Origin of the sequence: Aidingimonas halophila, from assembly GCF_900106955.1 — a bacterium.
Taxonomy (GTDB): domain Bacteria; phylum Pseudomonadota; class Gammaproteobacteria; order Pseudomonadales; family Halomonadaceae; genus Aidingimonas; species Aidingimonas halophila.
Genome location: NZ_FNNI01000001.1, coordinates 303,312 through 320,333, shown reverse-complemented (window position 1 = coordinate 320,333; position 17,022 = coordinate 303,312). Strand labels below are relative to the sequence as shown.

The 17,022-nt window shown below is 60.0% G+C and carries 23 protein-coding genes; 5 read left to right on the top strand and 18 right to left on the bottom strand.

The window, feature by feature from the left end; genetic code table 11:
- The first annotated feature begins 16 nt into the window (after positions 1–16).
- The gene (locus BLW01_RS01610) at positions 17–1,735 is read left to right on the top strand and encodes an HD domain-containing phosphohydrolase (RefSeq protein ID WP_092567746.1); all 1,719 of its coding nucleotides are present in this window, start codon (positions 17–19) and stop codon (positions 1,733–1,735) included.
- 188 nt (positions 1,736–1,923) lie between these two features.
- Here BLW01_RS01610 and BLW01_RS01605 read toward each other — a convergent pair whose 3' ends face one another.
- The 18 genes from BLW01_RS01605 to BLW01_RS01525 form a co-directional block, all read right to left on the bottom strand.
- Positions 1,924–3,081: a site-specific integrase gene (locus BLW01_RS01605; RefSeq protein ID WP_092567745.1), complete on the bottom strand. Its 1,158-nt coding sequence runs from the start codon at positions 3,079–3,081 to the stop codon at positions 1,924–1,926.
- On the bottom strand, positions 3,078–3,290 hold the full coding sequence (locus BLW01_RS01600; protein ID WP_092567744.1) for a DUF4224 domain-containing protein: 213 nt from the start codon (positions 3,288–3,290) through the stop codon (positions 3,078–3,080). Before BLW01_RS01600 ends, BLW01_RS01605 begins: the two co-directional genes overlap by 4 nt.
- Complete coding sequence (locus BLW01_RS01595; RefSeq protein WP_092567743.1) at positions 3,283–3,669, bottom strand: hypothetical protein; 387 nt, start codon at positions 3,667–3,669, stop codon at positions 3,283–3,285. Before BLW01_RS01595 ends, BLW01_RS01600 begins: the two co-directional genes overlap by 8 nt.
- Positions 3,670–3,671: 2 nt before the next feature.
- Entirely contained in the window at positions 3,672–4,121 is a 450-nt protein-coding gene (locus tag BLW01_RS01590; RefSeq protein ID WP_092567742.1) for a hypothetical protein, read from the bottom strand.
- Positions 4,118–4,786: a hypothetical protein gene (locus tag BLW01_RS01585; protein WP_092567741.1), complete on the bottom strand. Its 669-nt coding sequence runs from the start codon at positions 4,784–4,786 to the stop codon at positions 4,118–4,120. Before BLW01_RS01585 ends, BLW01_RS01590 begins: the two co-directional genes overlap by 4 nt.
- The gene (locus BLW01_RS01580; RefSeq protein ID WP_092567740.1) at positions 4,783–5,085 is read right to left on the bottom strand and encodes a hypothetical protein; all 303 of its coding nucleotides are present in this window, start codon (positions 5,083–5,085) and stop codon (positions 4,783–4,785) included. Before BLW01_RS01580 ends, BLW01_RS01585 begins: the two co-directional genes overlap by 4 nt.
- Positions 5,082–6,629 carry a DNA cytosine methyltransferase gene (locus BLW01_RS01575; protein WP_092567739.1) on the bottom strand — a complete coding sequence of 516 codons (1,548 nt, stop codon included), beginning with the start codon at positions 6,627–6,629 and terminating at the stop codon, positions 5,082–5,084. Before BLW01_RS01575 ends, BLW01_RS01580 begins: the two co-directional genes overlap by 4 nt.
- Positions 6,626–7,378, bottom strand: a complete 753-nt coding sequence (locus BLW01_RS01570; protein ID WP_092567738.1) for a phosphoadenosine phosphosulfate reductase domain-containing protein — start codon at positions 7,376–7,378, stop codon at positions 6,626–6,628. The genes BLW01_RS01575 and BLW01_RS01570 overlap by 4 nt, the downstream gene beginning before the upstream one ends.
- Positions 7,375–8,025, bottom strand: a complete 651-nt coding sequence (locus BLW01_RS18540; RefSeq protein ID WP_092567737.1) for a hypothetical protein — start codon at positions 8,023–8,025, stop codon at positions 7,375–7,377. Before BLW01_RS18540 ends, BLW01_RS01570 begins: the two co-directional genes overlap by 4 nt.
- Before the next feature lie 23 nt (positions 8,026–8,048).
- Positions 8,049–9,227: an RNA-directed DNA polymerase gene (locus BLW01_RS01560; RefSeq protein ID WP_092567736.1), complete on the bottom strand. Its 1,179-nt coding sequence runs from the start codon at positions 9,225–9,227 to the stop codon at positions 8,049–8,051.
- A 184-nt stretch (positions 9,228–9,411) separates the two neighbouring features.
- Positions 9,412–9,789, bottom strand: coding sequence for a four helix bundle protein (locus BLW01_RS01555; RefSeq protein ID WP_092567735.1), 378 nt, complete (start codon positions 9,787–9,789; stop codon positions 9,412–9,414).
- 23 nt (positions 9,790–9,812) lie between these two features.
- The gene (locus tag BLW01_RS01550) at positions 9,813–10,415 is read right to left on the bottom strand and encodes an Lcl C-terminal domain-containing protein (RefSeq protein WP_092567734.1); all 603 of its coding nucleotides are present in this window, start codon (positions 10,413–10,415) and stop codon (positions 9,813–9,815) included.
- Positions 10,416–10,466: 51 nt separating this feature from the next.
- Complete coding sequence (locus tag BLW01_RS01545; protein ID WP_217635472.1) at positions 10,467–11,159, bottom strand: Lcl domain-containing protein; 693 nt, start codon at positions 11,157–11,159, stop codon at positions 10,467–10,469.
- A 42-nt stretch (positions 11,160–11,201) separates the two neighbouring features.
- Positions 11,202–11,573, bottom strand: coding sequence for a pyocin activator PrtN family protein (locus tag BLW01_RS01540; RefSeq protein WP_217635471.1), 372 nt, complete (start codon positions 11,571–11,573; stop codon positions 11,202–11,204).
- Positions 11,566–11,853, bottom strand: a complete 288-nt coding sequence (locus BLW01_RS01535) for a phage antirepressor KilAC domain-containing protein (protein ID WP_092567733.1) — start codon at positions 11,851–11,853, stop codon at positions 11,566–11,568. The genes BLW01_RS01540 and BLW01_RS01535 overlap by 8 nt, the downstream gene beginning before the upstream one ends.
- Complete coding sequence (locus tag BLW01_RS18425; protein ID WP_175529734.1) at positions 11,850–12,020, bottom strand: hypothetical protein; 171 nt, start codon at positions 12,018–12,020, stop codon at positions 11,850–11,852. Before BLW01_RS18425 ends, BLW01_RS01535 begins: the two co-directional genes overlap by 4 nt.
- Entirely contained in the window at positions 12,017–12,352 is a 336-nt protein-coding gene (locus BLW01_RS01530; protein WP_092567732.1) for a hypothetical protein, read from the bottom strand. The genes BLW01_RS18425 and BLW01_RS01530 overlap by 4 nt, the downstream gene beginning before the upstream one ends.
- Before the next feature lie 312 nt (positions 12,353–12,664).
- Entirely contained in the window at positions 12,665–13,336 is a 672-nt protein-coding gene (locus BLW01_RS01525; protein WP_092567731.1) for an XRE family transcriptional regulator, read from the bottom strand.
- Between the two features lie 104 nt (positions 13,337–13,440).
- Between BLW01_RS01525 and BLW01_RS01520 the strand changes: the two genes are divergently transcribed.
- The 4 genes from BLW01_RS01520 to BLW01_RS01505 all read left to right on the top strand — a co-directional run bounded on the left by BLW01_RS01520 (position 13,441) and on the right by BLW01_RS01505 (position 16,837).
- Positions 13,441–13,662: a helix-turn-helix transcriptional regulator gene (locus tag BLW01_RS01520; protein WP_092567730.1), complete on the top strand. Its 222-nt coding sequence runs from the start codon at positions 13,441–13,443 to the stop codon at positions 13,660–13,662.
- Between the two features lie 177 nt (positions 13,663–13,839).
- The gene (locus BLW01_RS01515; RefSeq protein WP_092567729.1) at positions 13,840–14,340 is read left to right on the top strand and encodes a phage regulatory CII family protein; all 501 of its coding nucleotides are present in this window, start codon (positions 13,840–13,842) and stop codon (positions 14,338–14,340) included.
- Complete coding sequence (locus tag BLW01_RS01510) at positions 14,337–15,383, top strand: PriCT-2 domain-containing protein (RefSeq protein WP_092567728.1); 1,047 nt, start codon at positions 14,337–14,339, stop codon at positions 15,381–15,383. Before BLW01_RS01515 ends, BLW01_RS01510 begins: the two co-directional genes overlap by 4 nt.
- Entirely contained in the window at positions 15,383–16,837 is a 1,455-nt protein-coding gene (locus BLW01_RS01505; protein ID WP_092567727.1) for a VapE domain-containing protein, read from the top strand. The genes BLW01_RS01510 and BLW01_RS01505 overlap by 1 nt, the downstream gene beginning before the upstream one ends.
- Positions 16,838–17,022 lie beyond the last annotated feature (185 nt).

Here is a 17,022-nt window from a genome sequence, read left to right as displayed (position 1 = left end):
TTTCTGAAGGAGTCCCATGGAGTCGAGTGAAACGCACTGGCGGGTCGACCACCTCGGCGAATGTCAGAAGTTGCTGGAGACCCTCACTGAGCCGGGCGGGGCGGCATTGATCTACGAGGCGCCGGGCAGTGAACCGCTGCCTGCCTTGTTGATGGAACAGGTCCCCGGCCAGTCTCTGATCCTTGACATCACGGCAGTGCCGGAGATCGCCGGCGACCTGGAGTCCGGCCTTTCGATCCGCCTGGTGGGCCAGGCCAGGGGGTCGATGCTTCGTACCCCGCCATTGCAGTTTCTACACTGGCTCGATGTTCCGGGGCGGCTGCAATGTCATTGTGCGTACCCCGACTATCTCGAGGTGGTGCATCGCCGTGCCGTATTCCGTGCGGAATTGCGTACGGGAATGGATGTAGCCGTGACGCTGGCGTCACACGACAATGCAGGCACGGTGCATGAGGGGGCGTTGTGTAATCTGTCATTGGGCGGCTGTTTGATCACACTGCCGGCTTCCTCGGCAGCGACGTTGTCGTCCGACCGAGAACGTACCGACCTTACGCTGGCATTTCCCAATGGCCAGCAATTGACGTTGCCGGTGGATATTCGCCATGTTCAGCCCGATCGTCAGCCACATATGGCGCGGGTGGGTTGCCAGTTCGTTCATCTCGACAGCGAGCGGGAGCGACGTCTCTGGTTCTATGTTCGCGAGATCGAACGAGAGAGCGCGCGGCGATCCGCCCAGGATCCCGGTTCACTGGCGCCATCGCCCCTCTTCGCCACGGTGGAGCGTGGCGAGCTGGCATCACGCCCCCACGGGGCTCACTATGCCACACCCATGGCTCGTCGACTGGCTCATATCTCGGGATTTCTGAGTGGTCAGTTGCTGGAATTGCAATCGGGGAGAGAACTCGATCCTCATGGGTTATCGAAGCATGCCGATCAGGTGCTGACGCTGCTCGAGGGCGATCGCGAAGCCCTGTTGTTTGCGTGCATATGCCAGATCGATGAGCCGACGCTGGTGCAGCATGGTGTGACGGTAGCCGTTCGGTTGGCAGATATGGCACATGCCGCCGGTATGGACCGCAACATACGCAAGGCAATCGTTGCCTCGGCCATGGTGCACGATTTCGGCAAGGTGCTGCTGCCTGGAGACGTGCGTCAGTCCTTGTCTGAGGCAAGCACCTTGAGTGACGAGGTATACCATGAGATGACGTCCCATGTGGCCTTGTTGCAGGAGCACCTGGCGATATGTCGCTGGCTAGATGCCCAGGTCAGCGCTGCTGTGGTCGGTGCCATCAATGAGCGGCTGGATGGCAGCGGTTACCCGCACGGCCGGTCAGCGGGCGACCTCGACGATCTGGCCCGTATGGCAGCGGTGGTCGATGTCATCGATGCGATGGGTCGCCCCCGCCCTGATCGCTGTCCGTTCGGCATTAGTGACATCTACCGGCATCTGCTGCATCATCCCGAACGATTCGATACCCGCTGGATCAAGCGCTATATACATCGCTTCGGCGTGACCCCTATCGGCAGTCTGGGACGTTTCGCATCCGGACAACTGGCCTGGATTCAACGACTTGATGACAAGGGGCGTCCCAGCCAGGTACAGCTTGCGGAAACCGCACAGCCCGTAATGGCCGGATTGGGTGATGTGATGCGCGACGACCAGATCACGGCCCTGGGGGAACTCAAGGGACTGGAAGTGCCCGAGGGCACGATGTCGACCAGCGGGGTTGCCTGACCTCTTCAACGAGTCGAACAACCGATGAGCGAGTCCCTGGATACCTGGCAGTCGCGCTTCGAGCGGTTGCGTGCCAATCAGGTATCTAACCCTTATAAAAACAATATCTTATCTTATTTTTCTGTACGTAGAGCAACCGTTTGTCATCACAAAACATCAATAACTTACGGTTCGTTTGTACGCAGAAATTAGCGGCCAGATGGGTCGACTTCGGGCAAGCTGAGGTCGTAGACATCGAGCATGCGCTCGCTGCGGTGACCGCTGGCTTCCTGCTTGTCATGGCGGTTTCCCTGGGTATCGGTGATGCCTCGGCGCTTGAGGTCGTGCAACCCGAACTTTTCTTCTGACTGGATTACGCCAGCATCCACAGCCGCGGTCATCATTCGAAACCAGGCGCTGTCGAGCCCGTCACGGGTCAGAGCATCACCGCCGGTGCCAACAAATAGCGGTCGCTTGGCAGGGTCGAGCGGAACCGCGCGGCCCTTCTTCTTCCAGCGGGCGTTGCGAACCTCGACGGCGGCCTGCCAGGCGGCGCGTAGGCGATCGTTCCAGCGCACCAGGTTGTCGCGGCTGCCCTTGCGGCGGTTGGTGCGGATGCCGGCGTCGGTAGCTTGGTCGTCGGTAAGGGTCAGCACCTCAACGGCGCGCAGCCGGCAGAGGTAGGCGACTTCCATCAGTGTCCAGAGGTAGGGCGCCACGGCGCCGCTGGCGGTGGTCGTGCCCTGGCTGCGCTGCTGGCAGAACTGGGTGACGCGAGCGAGGACGTGTCGCTCGGGTAGACGGTGCCGGGCGCGCTCCTTGGCGGCTTCGATGGTCCAGGCAGGGTTGGTTGTGCAGTGCCCACGGTTGATGCCCCAGCGGTAGATACGCCTCAGGTAGGCGGCAACATGGTTGGCTTTGGCCGGCGTGCCTTCCTTGGCGATTCGATCGACGAGACGCTGGACGATGGCAGGCGAGATGCGGTGGCGGTTAAGGTCAATCACCGCGCTGCCGGCGCGAGTCGTGGTGCGCTCGAGCACACTATGCGAATAACGGTAGCCTCTCTGGGTCGTGGCGGCGAGACGCGTGAACTGGTCGCTTTCCTGGAAGCGGTCGGAGAGCCAGCGCAGGCTGTGCCGGTCGCTGGCGTGGAGGTCCTGAGCGAGCTGGTGTAGCTCGGCGAGCGTGGCCCGGGCGGTGGCGATGTTCTTGCGCCGGCGGCGGTCGCCGTCCTGGTAGAGGATGTACCAGGCCCCGCGCCCGCGGTGATCGTAGTAGATGCCGTCGGGCAGTTTGGGCTGGTCGATGTGCTTAGGGATGTTCGGGTTGTGGCCGCGCCGGCGGCCACGCTTAGCTGGTGGGGTCATAGGATGCTGGCATCGTAGCTGTCATCGTTCTGGGCATGAGGTTTGAGGCCGCCGGCTTGATTGATCAGGTCGATCGTAGTCCAGGGACCCAGGCGGCCACGAAACACAGTGACTCCCTGCTCCACCAGACAGCGCTCGATGTCGGCTGCCCTCTGATACCCGGTAATGGCACGGAGTTCGTCGCATGATAGTACATTGGTGCTATTCATGGGCTGGCATCTCCTTGGCATTAATGCCATCGAGCCTGTCGGCCTCGATCAGCAGGTCTGCCCGCCAGGGATGATCAGGATTGAGTTGATTGGCATAGCGGCGGAGGGCTTCGGATTCCTGCCGCTGGTAGCTGGTGAGTGCTTCAACTTCGCGTTTCAGGATCCGGTTGACTCGCATCAGCCTGGCGATGTCGCTGCCTGGCTCCGGGAGCGGCATCATCAGTGCGCCTGCAGCCTCTTCGAGATCGGCCCTGTGTAGCGCTACTTCATCCAGTAGCCGTTTGCATTGTGCCGCGTATTGATCGGCAGCCTCATACGCCGCTTGCGCTGCCTGTTCGGAGTCCTGGTAGCTCACGCGCCAGGCGTTGTATCCAGCCATGTTCACACCTCACCTCCATCGGCTTGACGACGCAGGCACTCGCGCTGAGCCCTCGACATTTGCTCAGCGACGCGCAAAATATCGCTAGCCAATCCACCCGGAGGGCATTTCTTACAAACCGTTATCAGCCCCTCCAACTCCTCCGCCTTCATCCGCGCATCGCGGTGGGCTAGGGAGATGGTATTGGGCCCGGTCTTTAATGCGGAACGTGCAGTATCTCTAAGGCTGCTGCTTTCAAGGAAGTTGCGGCCTTCCAAGTCAACATCAATTTTCCGCAGAGCGTCGCGTAACACCTCCACATGCGCCTCAAGCTCAGCGACTCTTTTAGCGATCGGGTTCTCGGGGCAGTGCCGGTCGTGATCGAGCAGCGCTTGATATGCTTCACCCTTGGGAGTGTCGCCGCCGTAATCGATCTGGTACCCGCAGTACAGGCAAGTTGCTTTGCTCATCATGTGGCCTCCTGTTGGTCATCGATACGTTGGAATGAGTACGCCCATACGATCGGGTTGGCGCCCCATGAGCCGGGGCCGTTGATGTCTTCCCATAGCTGCTGGAAGTGCATGCGAAGCCATGACTTATCACCTGGTATGCCCATACACCCGTGAAACCCTATGCCCTCTGCGGCGGCATCTGCATCGCTTATATCCTGCAACCGCTCGACGCGCACGTCGGTGACCTCCAGAGTGATCCGGCTGGCCCAGCGGGGCATGTGTATTGAAGGTTTCCACGAACGGCCGTAGCTTCCAGGAACGGTAGCCACGCCAGGATTATCTGCTCTGTAATCCACGTCGCCTGGTAGGCTATCCACTCGGCGGTTGCGAAACGCCTCCCGCCCCCATATCCGGTCACCCGGTTGGATACGAGAATAGAGGCGGTGAACGGTGCCATCGGCTGCTGGGACTTTGAGGAATGGTCCCGGCCAGCCGCCAGGTGATGGCCCGTTGTCGACCCAGGCTGAGTCAAGGTCGAGCCCCATGGTTTGCCAGGCTTTAGCGCTAGCACCATGCCCATCGATCAGTGAGTTTTGTGGCGTCACGATGCGCCGGGTCTGCGATTTTCGGCCATCAAGAATCGCTCGGACATTGTCGCCTGTGAATATCCGGCCATGCTCTTTCATGCCGCACCTCGCCTATCAGCCCAGTGTTTGGAGACAGCGACGTACGTGGCCACGAGGTCAAGCATCGCCTCGGCACCTGCCCTGGTGCTGTAGTTAAGTAGCACCGTGACGCGCTCGTCGTGGGTGTCAGCATTGATCAGTGAGCGCAGCGCGCGACGTGCGTCATCCGAGATCATCAATGATTCGATGGGGTCCCGTTCTTGTGCGGGCTGAGGCGCTTTACGCTTTGACTTGGCTTGCCGCGGTTCCTGTTTCGGTTCCGGGCTCGGCTCGCCACGTTCGTGAGGCATGAGTTTCATGCGGCACCTCCCACTTGCTGGTTGGTGATGACCTGGTGGTCGTTGGCAGCGGCAATCGCGGCCATGGGTAGCGGGCTGACGCTGTTGCCGCACATCTTGGTTTGGGCCGTTAGGGTGAAGCGGCGACCATCGTGGCCCCGGTCGATGATGTAGGTGTCCGGGAAGCCTTGGGCGCGGTAGAGCTCACGCGGCTTGAGCATGCGCAGGGCAATGTCGACGATCACGTAGGGCGTGCCCTTGATCGTCACGGTGACCAGGGCCAGGCGGTCCTTGGCGGTGATAGTTGTCATCGGGTCGCGAAGATCCGCCCACTGGCCACCGGTACTGTGATAGCGCATCAGGAAAGCGGCGACGCGCAGGGCGCCGGCTTCCTGATCGGACGTGAGTGATGACGCCAGGTTTGCTGTGACCAGCTGCTGCTGGGTACCGCGACCAGTGATGGTGCTGAGTGGTTCGCGGGCATCGCGCCCGGCACCGTCGTAGAAGCCGCCGTTCATCTGGGCCATGAAGGCGGTGACCAGGGCGTAGCTCCCGCCTTTGGGCCAGGCGGTGACAGTGCGCAGCGGTTCGTCAATCGGGTGGACGGCTTCGCTCCCACCACCGTAGTTGGCGATTGGCACGATGAAAGGATCACCGCTATCGAGCACAAATTTCTGGATGCCCTTGGCGATGCGCTTGAGGGTATTGTCTGCCAGCGGCCGGGGCCGGTCGAAGATCGAGCGGGAAGGGATCGACCAGTCGATGCAATCGGCAGCCGGTCGCCAACGTTGCTGCCCACGCTTGGGATTGCGGTGATGTGTGGGCGTAGGCCAGACGATAGGCTGATCATCACAGCGGGCGATGAGATACAGTCGTTCGCGGGTGGTGGGCGCGCCGTAGTCGCAGGCGCGCAGGGTGCGCCACTGCACCTGGTAGCCCAGACGGCGCAAGCCGTCGACGAAGTGGCGCCAGTTGTGGCCACGTCGCCGACGATCCGGTACCAGAAACTGTTTCTCGAGCGGTACCCGCTCGCCGGGCTCGGCCATGCGGTTCACCTTGCGGCCAGTGCGCGGGCACGTTACCTGGTCCATGGTCACCACTCGCCCGGTTGACTTGTCGCGCTTGGCGATCAGCGGTGACCACTGCAGGATCTGTTCGACGTTCTCCAGGGTGATGACGCGCGGCCGGACGGTTCCCGCCCACTTATGCACTACCCAGCTGAGCGAGCGGATGGCGCGCTGGCGAGGCTGGCCGCCACGTGCCTGGCTGTGATGAGTGCAGTCCGGGCTGGCGTGCAGATGGCCCACCGGGCGCCCGGCGGCAGCCTCGAAGGGATCGACGTCGTAGACATCGCTCAGGTAGTGGTCAGCACCTGGATGGTTGGCCTGGTGCATGCTGATGGCGTCGGCGTCGTGGTTGATGGCCACGTGTACCGGGCGATTGAGGCCCATTTCGAGGCCGGTGGAGGCACCGCCACCACCGGCGAATAGATCGACGTTGATCTCACCGGCGTAGTCCATGGCGAACTGGGTGCGCCAGTCTAGGCTAGGAGGTAGGCGTTTCATGCAGCATCCTCGACAATCTCAACCAGAGGAATGCGACTCATGTGCATGGTGTAGCCTGTGCGCTTTTCCATAGCGTCGTATTCACCCAGCAACTCTGGGAAATGGCGGGCGCCGTTCTGAAGATCACCTTTGCAACCCATGATGCAGAAGACGCAACTCAGGCGGTCATTGCCCAGACCGTAGGCGTAGTGCGGCTCCTGTCCGGCCACGCGGATCGTGGCGAACACCTCTTCAGTGGTGAGTTCGTGCACGGGCAACCACTCGTACCAGGTGAGCACAGAGTTACTAATGGGCATTTTTTTGAATGCCGGCTTCTTGGCTCGACCTTGTGACTCTTCGGCTCGAAGGCCGAGACAATTAATGATCGTCTTGAAGCCATTATCCTTGGCGAAGCGACGAACCTCTCGCTGTATCGGCCCTCGCTTGAGGTCTGAGGTGCACTGTCGGGTGCTCGCACTGGGCCAACTAGGCACCTCTGGACGTTTATAAAAGCGCCGTTCGACCATCTCCAGCAGGGTTTTATTAGCCTCGGCCACTATGAAGGAGAGGCCGGCTTTCTCGGCTTGCTCCTTAGCTAACTCAAGTGCGCCGGGCCACTCCATGGCACCGAGGCTGGCATGCACTACCAATAGCTGTTCCCGAGGAACGATCTCAATCAGCTTGATAAGCTGTGCTTGACTGTCCTTGCCGCCAGAATGATTGGCGACGACAAGAGCACCCGCGGCAATATGAGAAAATGGCTCGTTCATTCCTCACCTCCCTGCCGCTCAGCGGCACGATCGATGCGTTCAATCTCGGCGAGGATCAGCGCTGCAGCTTTGACCAGGTTGCGGCGTGGTTCGGGGCTGGGCTTCCACCATTCGACATCCCATGGCCAGGTCAGTGGGGCGTGATTATCCAGGTGTGGGTGGGGGCCGTGGCGAGTCTGCAGGCTAGCGGTAAAGCAGTAATCGGATGCTGCCAGCGAAAGCACGCCATCGGCATGCGTATCGTCATGTTCACGCGACCAACCCTCATCATCGACCTGGCGGCAGCGCTCGCTGATGACGTCGAACGCCGCCTGGGTGAGCTCGGGGCCTTGGTCGAAGGCGGGGTCGGCATGCAATAGTGTGTCGGCGAACGTCGTCTTGGCGCGGACAGCTACGCTGTAGATGTCACCATCCTCATTTTCGCCACGGTCGATCTCGATGAAGCCCTCCGGGTGCTGGAAGTTGATCGAATCGATGTAGGCTTGAGAGTCCTCGGCGTAGGCATCGACAGCCTGGTCGTCATCAATTTCCGGGTCGATTGGGGGCTCTATGGCATCGGCGATAACTTCGAACCCGAATGGCTCGAGAACCTGACGAAAGGGCCGTTCCTCGAACAGCGGGTGGCTGAGTAACAAATGTGGTTGCATGTGATGTACTCCTCGCGTGGTGGTTATGCCTTGTTGCTGTGGCGGGCAGAAGTTCTGTAGGTCTTGCTCAGGTCGGCGTTGACGGAGCGGCCGCGTCGTAAGATCGCTCGAGCCAACTTTGCTCGGTCAGCATGGCTATGGGAGGCTTGTCCGAGCAGGCCGAAGTAGCTGTTGGCGGTGTCGCGCAACTCATCCTCCGGTGCTGCAGTCACCCGCTTGATAGCGTCCTGCATGGTTCGCCGGCGGATGGTTCGGCGCCACGGTTTAATCACGTGGCCGACAAAGTCGACGCCCCTGGCAATGGGTTGGATGACGGTCTTGCGTGGGTTCAACTGTGCACCGAGCCGCGGTAAGAAGGCCTCGATGCGGTCATGCCACCAGTTCAGAGTGTCTGGATCGCGGTGCAGTAGCACGAAATCATCGACGTAGCGAATGTAATGTCGGACATGCAGTCGGTGTTTCACGAACTGGTCGAGGTCATTGAGGTAGATATTCGCGAAGAACTGTGAAGACAAGTTGCCGATCGGTAGTCCCAGATGGCTGGGCTGGTTGGTCAGGCGTTTGTGGCTTGGCACTTGACGTAAGAGGTGGCGAGGGCCTCGTACCTCGTAGTCGGATCGCGGATCGTGCATCAACACCAGGTCGGTGAGATCCCACCACCAGGGCTCAGTGATCAGGTTGGCCAACTGCCAGCGGAGCACCCGTTTGTCGATCGAGACAAAGAAGTTGGCCAGGTCGCACTTCAGGTAGTGGCCAGGCTTCATCCAGTTCTGGGTTGCGCTACGGATCTTGCCCTCGAGGCGTTTGGCAGCGTAGAGAGTGCCGCGTCCTGGGATGCAGGCGCAGCTATCGGCGATGAATTTGCGCTCAATGCGCGGGCCGACGTGGTTGTACAGCAGGTGATGGACGATACGGTCCCGGAATTCGGCAGCCCATATCTCGCGAGGCTTGGGCCGCGTGACAACAAAGCAGACGGAGCGGCCTGGCCGATATTCACCGGTTACCAGTTCATCGTAGAGATCAACTAGGTTACGCTCGAGACGCTCCTCGAATGCCAGGGCGCTGGCCGTGTTGCGCTTGGTGCGCCGACAGTCGAAGTAGGCCTGGACCAGCGCCTCGAACGTAGGAGCTTCGCCTGTAGTTGCGGACGGCGCGGGCCCGGAGCTCGTTGTTCTTGTTGATGTTGTTCTGGTTGCCATCATTGAAGTTCTGCCCCCAGGCGTTGTTGGACGAGTACTGCGCCGTGTCGTGCTATCTACATCGCTCCACCGAAGGACCTGCCGATCAGTGGAGAAACTGCGCGGGACCTGTCGGCTCGGCCGGTGGTATCCCTGGTGCGCTTGGCGGTGGCTTTACTGGCCAGCGGCACGACCAGATACAAATCGCTCAGGCATGAGCGCCGTGACGCGCATGCAGCGGGCGATGATGCGAAGCGTTCTTCCACCCGTTGCCCTGCTTACCGATCGAGGACGTGAGCTCGATAGCCGCCGCATACTGCTTGAGGCTGATAAAGCGCTTGTCCTTGAACAGGCGAAGGAGGAACTCCACCACCTGCAGGCGCTCAAGCATCTCTGAAATATGCGGTGCCTTGTTCTCGGCGGCATTGGCTCTGGCAATTAGCACCAGGATCTCAATGCACTCGTCCCTAACCTTCGCGCCAAGCCCGACCTTGAGATCACGCGGAATGTTCCGCGTGACATCGGCGGCAAGGCTGAGCAGGTCATAGGCCAGCTTGTAGATGGGCAATTGGGTGTGGAGAGCCATAAGCCCCTCAATAATCGAATGACTTAATGATCAAAGACTCTGCGGACGGCGCGGGCCCGGAGCTCGGTGAACTTGATGATGCCGCCCTGGCCGCCACCATCGAAGCCCTGCCCCCAGGCGCCGTTGGACGAGTACTGCGTGCTCGACCAGTACCACGTCCGATAGAACAGTTCGGGGACATTGGCATAGCACAAGGCCAGCTCGCGGCGAGCGGGCAGGTACCAATCCATCCGGCCGGCGATATGGAGGTTAGCGACCCAGTCGATAACGGGGTGTGGGTGTTCGGATCGAGCAAGCGATAGGGTGTTCGCCTGGCCGTCCCATTCACCACGCGCCTCCGGCTCGTCCTCTCCGCGAGATCCCCATTCCAGGTCTTCAGCCTCACCTGGACCGTCCTCGGCTACCAGTAGGTGGTAGTCGAGGCCATCAGGGTTGCGCATCAGTCCGGCATATATGCCGCCTTGACCATGCCACTTCTTACCGATTTCGGGCGGAGAAGAGCGGCGGTCTTGGGGTTCCGGTTGGCCGTGAGAGAGGTTGGCCAGGATCTGCTGGACCGCGTCTGCCGTAGGCATCTCAATGCGTGCCGCGCCGGCCTGGAGCGTGATGGTGTCACGAGTATTCATGTCAGTACCTCCGGTAAGCCGGGCAGGGCCCGGCGAAAATAATCGAATGAATCAATGACTGAGTTTGACTCTGCGGACGGCGCGGGCCCGGAGCTCGTAGTGCTCGTCGAAGTAGTGCTGGCTGCCATCACTGAAGTGCTGCCCCCAGGCGTCGTAGGACGAGCACTGCGTGCTCGACCAGTAAAGCCGAGTGGCGAAAGCTTCTGTTCCCTCCTCCTGGAACGCCTCCGCTTTGGCCTGAGCGGGAGAATCGGAGGCATAGGGATAGCCGACAGGCACGCTGGAAGGGTTATCGCCGTCTCGGAAGGTGCAGTAGTTTTCATGTGCAGACGGCTTCAGGTTTCGGTAGCAAAGCTCAAGCTCGTCACGGCTGGGCAAATACCAGTCGGCATGACCGTTGATCTCTAGAGCCAGCATCCATCGGGCAGCGTCGCTGCCGGCTTCGGCCATGGCCACGGTGTTGGCGTGCCCATGACAACAGCTTCCAGCGCCTTCCAGGATCTCACCGAACTGGCCCCACTGGGCTTCCTCTATTTCGCCCTCGTCCTTCGGGGATATGATCAGGGCGTAGAGGTCGTTTCCGATGCGAAACTGGCCGGCATAGAAACCGCCATCCAGAGTATCGCCGGGAGAGACTGCGCTGAGGTCGTTGATGTTCATGTGTGTGCTCCCATCTCGGAATACACGGGTATCGAGATCGTCGAGCAGGGCATTGACGTCGGTGGCGGTCGTTTGATCAGACATGATCGTCTCTCCTTTCTGCTGTGGTGGTGGCCCGTAGGCCGGTTATTCCCCGGCGGCTGCCGGCGGGAAAGCGGTTATCGGGGTGGCCTGACGCATACGGTCCGCGATGTGAGGCGGTGCATCGGCCAGCGAGTCGATCTGCCTGGCTTCGATCAATGCGGCCATGTGATAGATCGAGATGAACGGTTGTGCCTTAGCACTGCGGTCTAGCCGTACGATAGGCAGCGGGATGCGTTGTTCGCGCAGCGCTCGCCGGAACCTGTCTGGTGAGAGGTTCCGGAAATAGGCCCGGCGAATGCTGTCGAGATCGACCAGCACGTCGCCGAATCGTTGGTAGAGCAGGGCGACCGTGCTGGTATCCGGCTCGGCGACGTCATCGCCCCACGGGGGCATTGGCTGCGCGGCATCAGGCATCGTTCGCGGCCTCGCGGTGCGTAACGATCTCTCGGCCCAGCTGGGTGGCGAGCCAGAGCAAGCCTTTATCCGTCACTAGCGTTTTACCGTAGGGTTTGGCTTCGCCTAGGCCGGGGTGATTGAACGCCTTGAGATCGACATGGAAACGCCCTGCACTGATGTGATGCCGGGCGGGGATGTTGTGCCGATCGAAGATGCCGCGCTCGCGAAGCTCCGCGCAGAGCGTGGTGCGGCCGGTACCGAGCAGCACGGCGGCCTGTTGTAGCGTGTAGCGGCTCATAAGTTACCCTTCCGTTCGACGATACACATGACCAGCCCGGCCACGCCGAGCGCGGCGAGCATGACGAGGAAGATGCCGAGCAGCACGGTCACACCAACAACGGAATCAGGTGCACTGGCGGGTAACTGCTCGACCAGCCATACGGCAACAGCGCGGGTGGGGTTCATGCGGCACCCCCGCGTGTTGGCAACAGTGACTCGAGGTAATTGACGACAGCCGTTAGCTGCTCGATGCAGTTGGGCACAGCGCGCTGGCTCGGTGGCAGGCAGACTTCACGGCGCCACGATTCGCGGAAGCTCTTATCGCCTTGCCAGCCGTGGCAACTGGGTATAACAGCGACGTATAGCGTGTGCATGTGTCCGGAATAATCGACATCGACAGTGCATGCCGTGCTGATGCTGACATCCATGGCGAGATCCTGGATGTGGATGATCAGCACGCGGTGGGCACTGGTGAGATCTTGGCGAGTGCCGCCGGGAAAGTTAGTGATATTGCTCATGCTGCACCCCCGTTGCCTGTCGGCGTGGGGATGAGGCGGGTCGCTTTCTCATCACGGGAGTAGACGGCCAGGCTGCGAGTATCGCGCTGGATGCGCTGTACCGTGGCCGGGTTGTTTGCGGCTGCCGGGTGTAGGTACACCCGTGGTGTGGTGGTTTGCGTGGTGCGCATTAGTTTTCCTCTTACTCGTGGTGGGCGAGTAAAGGGAAATATTGCGCATTGTTGTTAATCTGTCAATACAAAGTGAAATGTTTTTAGGTAAAGAAGCACACAGTGTCTTCCTGGAAGCGTTATGCTCAGCCCGAATGAAGCGTTACAGATCGCCTCCGCGCCATACCACTCGGCCGAGAATGGTCAGTTGGGCCATATCATCCTGGGTCAGCTCGAAATCGGGGAATCGGCGCTTATCTTCATTGTCGCTTCTTATGATCCAGCGCCCTGTCAGCGACTTGATGAACCGTTTGATTAGCAGTTCGCCATCATCCTGGCGGATAACGAAAATCTTGTTATTCATCGGTTCAGCCTGGCTTTCATCCATGAGCACGACATCGCCATCAGAAATGGTGGTTTCCATGCTGCTTTCATAGACGTAAATGACATGCAGGCAATGTGGCGACAGGCCGCGCTTCCGCAAGTATGCCAGCTTGAAGGCCAGTCCGGCATTTACCTCAACATGGTCATTCATGTGACCATTACCTGCAGACCCTGCGGCGCTATACTGGTTTATGACAATAAACTCATTATCGCCCTGCAGGAGTCGAGCCTGGCTATATGAGCCAAGGTCATCAGCCAAGAGTTCTTCTATAGTGGTATTCAGCGCAGCGGCAAGAGATCTCAAATCATTAAGGCTTGGTTCGCGACGACCTTTCTCATAATTCCCGATCCGGGCCTGAGCACTATCCCATCCACAGGCTTCAGCAAGCTGTGTTTGGGTCATGTTATTTCGTATTCGAATAGCGCGAATGCGCTCACCAAGTGTTTTCATCCCTGAAAAATATCACGTATTGAAAACCATTAAGCCTACGTTTTGTCTTGCATGTATCACGAAGCGTTATTATAGTGAGCACATGACCCTCTGGAGATACGGGCATGAATCGGATTATCGAGCTTCGACGCAAGCACAAAATAAAGCAGAAAGAGCTAGCTGCCTGCCTGAATTGGCACCAAGCCAGATTGAGCAACTACGAGCATGGACGGAGAGAACCATCGTTAGCTGATAGCAGGGCAATCGTATCAGCTCTTAACGAATTAGGCGTGCCTTGTACGCTTGATGAGGTGTTTCCACCATCGGAAAAGAAGCAGGCCGCCTGAGATAACTCAGACGACCTGCGGGTGTCGGGCTCTACCCACCATAGGATCACCCGACGAGTGCAGAGAGTACAAAGCCCACCACAGGCCTCTCTGCGTGTGCGCACCACATGCAACACGCTGACCAGCATAACGCATCGGCAAGTGGGTTGCATGGCAACATTACGGGAGTAATGCCGTATGTCGAAACGCTGGCCCACCTCGCTCGAACGCGCTCAGCGTGAGGTTCTGTCCCTGAACCTGGCCCTGTATCACGCTGCACGCGACTACCCTGGCGGCGTGAAGGCAGTGGCTGCGGTGCATGGCCTGAATGCCACCACGCTACAACATAAGCTCAGCCCTACCCATGACAGCCACCGCCCGAACATCGACGATATCGAGTCGGTATTGGCCGTCACCCGCGATCCGCGCATCATGGATAGCCTCGGCGAGATTGCCGGCGGGGCGATCTGGGTGATTCCGGATGACTGCCGTGCCGATAACGTGACCGACCTGCTCGATCTGATGTCGGTGCTGCATAAGCGGCTCGGTGAGATGATCACGAGCGTCAGCGAGAGCGTGGCCGATGGCGTCGTTGACGATCATGAGCGCGCCAAATTGCGCAAGCGTGCCCGGCGCATGCTCGAGGCAGTGCTGGCCCTGGAGCTCTCCGCCTCGGAATACGGGGAGGTCCAGCAATGACCTGGGATCCGCTGACGATCGATGAATTGCGCCTGGCCCTGCAGTACATTCCCGCTGATGACCGCGATACTTGGGTCAACATCGGCAATGCCATCAAGACGGAATATGGCGAAGATGGCTGGCCGATCTGGGACGAATGGAGCCAGGGTGGCGAGAGGTACAACCTGGCGGATGCCAAGACCGTCTGGCGAAGCCTGAGCCCTGGGCATGTCCCCTTGGGTTTCGTTAATAAACTGGCGACTGCTCATGGCTGGCAGCGAGAGCGACGGGAAATGAGCGCTGGGGATCGCCGCCGGTTGAAGGCCGAGGCAGAGGAACGCAGGCGGAAGGCTGCCGAAGCGGTGGAGGCCGACCAGGCCAAACTGGAGCGCATGCGCGAGGTAGTGGCCGAGGCCTGCCAGAGGGTGCTTGAGCAGCATTTGAAGGACACCAGTGACTTGCCTTGCCCTTCGCCGTACCTGGAGCGCAAGGGGGTCGGTGCCTATGGGGTGCTGTTCCCGAAGCGTGCGGTGCTGGTCAACGTGGATTCCAAGCGCGAGCGGGTGGACTTGTGGGCAGGGGAAGAGGTGCGTCGGTTCTATGCCGATCTGCCCAAGCCCCGGCCTGATCACTTGCATTTCTTTCAGCTTCGCCCCAGCGATGTGGTGGTGCCGTTGCGGGCCTCCGGCGGCAAGTTGTGTTCGCTGCAGACGATCAATCATCTGGGTACAAAGCTGTTTCCGAAGTTCGGCCGCAAGATGGGCTGTTTCCATCTGATCGATACGGTAGGAGAGCCACTGCCACCGGTTGTGGCAGTGGCAGAGGGCTACGCGACGGCGGCGAGCGTGCATGAAGCGACCGGCTGGCCGGTAGCCGTGGCGCTGGATCTTGGCAATATGGCTCGGGTAGCGCCGTTGATGCGCAGCATGTTCCCGCAGAGCCAGCTAGTTCTGTGCGGCGATGATGATCCTGAGACCAATGGCAACCCCGGGCGCACAAAGGCGCAAGCTCTGGCCGAAAAACTGGGTTGCGTGGCCGCCTTTCCGAGCATGGAGGCGGCCTGATGGACTGGAACGATCTTCACCAGGCGCGTGGCCTGGATGCGGTACGCGAGCAACTGCAGGCTGTCGTAGAAGCGGCGAACGATGCGGAGCATGAGGGCGAAGACCCCAACGCTGGCCTTGCGGCAGGCACCGGGAGTTCGCCGACCAGGCGTAAGCCTAAGGATGGGGTAGAAGACCTTGCAGATACCGATTGGGAATGGGTCGAGCATCTGCGCCGTACCGACAAAGGCACGATCAAGGGCGAGCTTTCCAATGCTTACCTGGTGTTCAAGCATCATCCGGACTGGGAGGGGCTTCTGGCCTTCAATGACTTCACGCAGGAGGTGGACAAGCTGCGGGCTCCGCCGTTCTCTCACGGCGAGGTGGGCACGTGGCGCGATGCCGATGCCGGACATGCTCTGGTGTGGCTACAGCAGAAGATGGGTGTGCCGATCGGGCAGGTGAACGTGGCCGACAAGGCGGCGATGACGGTTGCCGACGAGAACCACTATCACCCGGTGCAGAATTTCCTCGAGAACCTGCCGGCCTGGGATGGCACGCCTCGACTGTCGACGTTCATGACCGATGTGTTCGGTGCCGATGACAACGACTATACTCAGCACCTCGGTATCTCGATGCTGGTATCGGCCGTTGCGCGCATCCAGCAGCCGGGATGCAAGGTGGATGAAATGATCATTCTCGAGGGCGGGCAGGGGCTGGGCAAGTCGACGTGCGTGCGCGAGCTGTTTGGACCCCATTGGTACGTGGAGCTATCGGAGGCACCGGACAACAAGGACTTCTTCCTGACGATTCAGGGGGCGTGGGCGGTGGAGATCGGCGAGCTGCAGTCGTTCTCGAAGGCGAACATCACGATGGTCAAGATGGCGATCACCCGGCGCGATGACAAGTTCCGACCACCCTACGCGCAGCGAGCGATCAGCCATCTTCGTCAATGCATCTTCATCGGCACGACGAATGCAACGGAGTATCTGATCGACTCGACCGGTGCCAGGCGCTTTTTACCCGTGGCTTGCCGCAAGGCTGATGTGGGGTATGTGCACCGATGGCGATTGCAGCTCTGGGCGGAGGCGCTAAAGCACTACCAGGGTGGGTTCGAGTGGTGGAAGGTGCCGGTCGATCAAGCAGCTATCGAGCAGGACCAGCGCTATCTTGAGGATCCCTGGGAGGAGCGCATCACCGACTATCTGGACGGCCAGGCACCGGCAAATGCTTACCCGGACTGGCGCAACGGCCAGGCGCGCTCGGCCTACATCAACAAGGTGACCACCCGGGAGCTGATGGAGTACGCACTACGTCTCGATGTCTCCCGCCAGGGCAAGCAGGAGCAGCGGCGTGTGGGCGACATTATGCGACACCTGGGGTGGCTCAAGCAGCCGCAGCAACGGGTCTCGGGTTCGACGAAGCGTATCCGCCCCTATCTGCGGCCTGGGGCCGATCCAGAGGCGGAGGCCTAAGTATGCTGTGTCACATGATCGGGGCGTGTCACATGTTCTGTCACATGATGGGTTTCGAAAAACCCTTTGCGAATCAGGCGTGTCACTAGTGTCACATGTGTCACTAGTGATTCGCGCACACATAAGCGCACGCGCACGCGCACGCATATATATTCACCATTTTATATGTGACATATGTGACACTA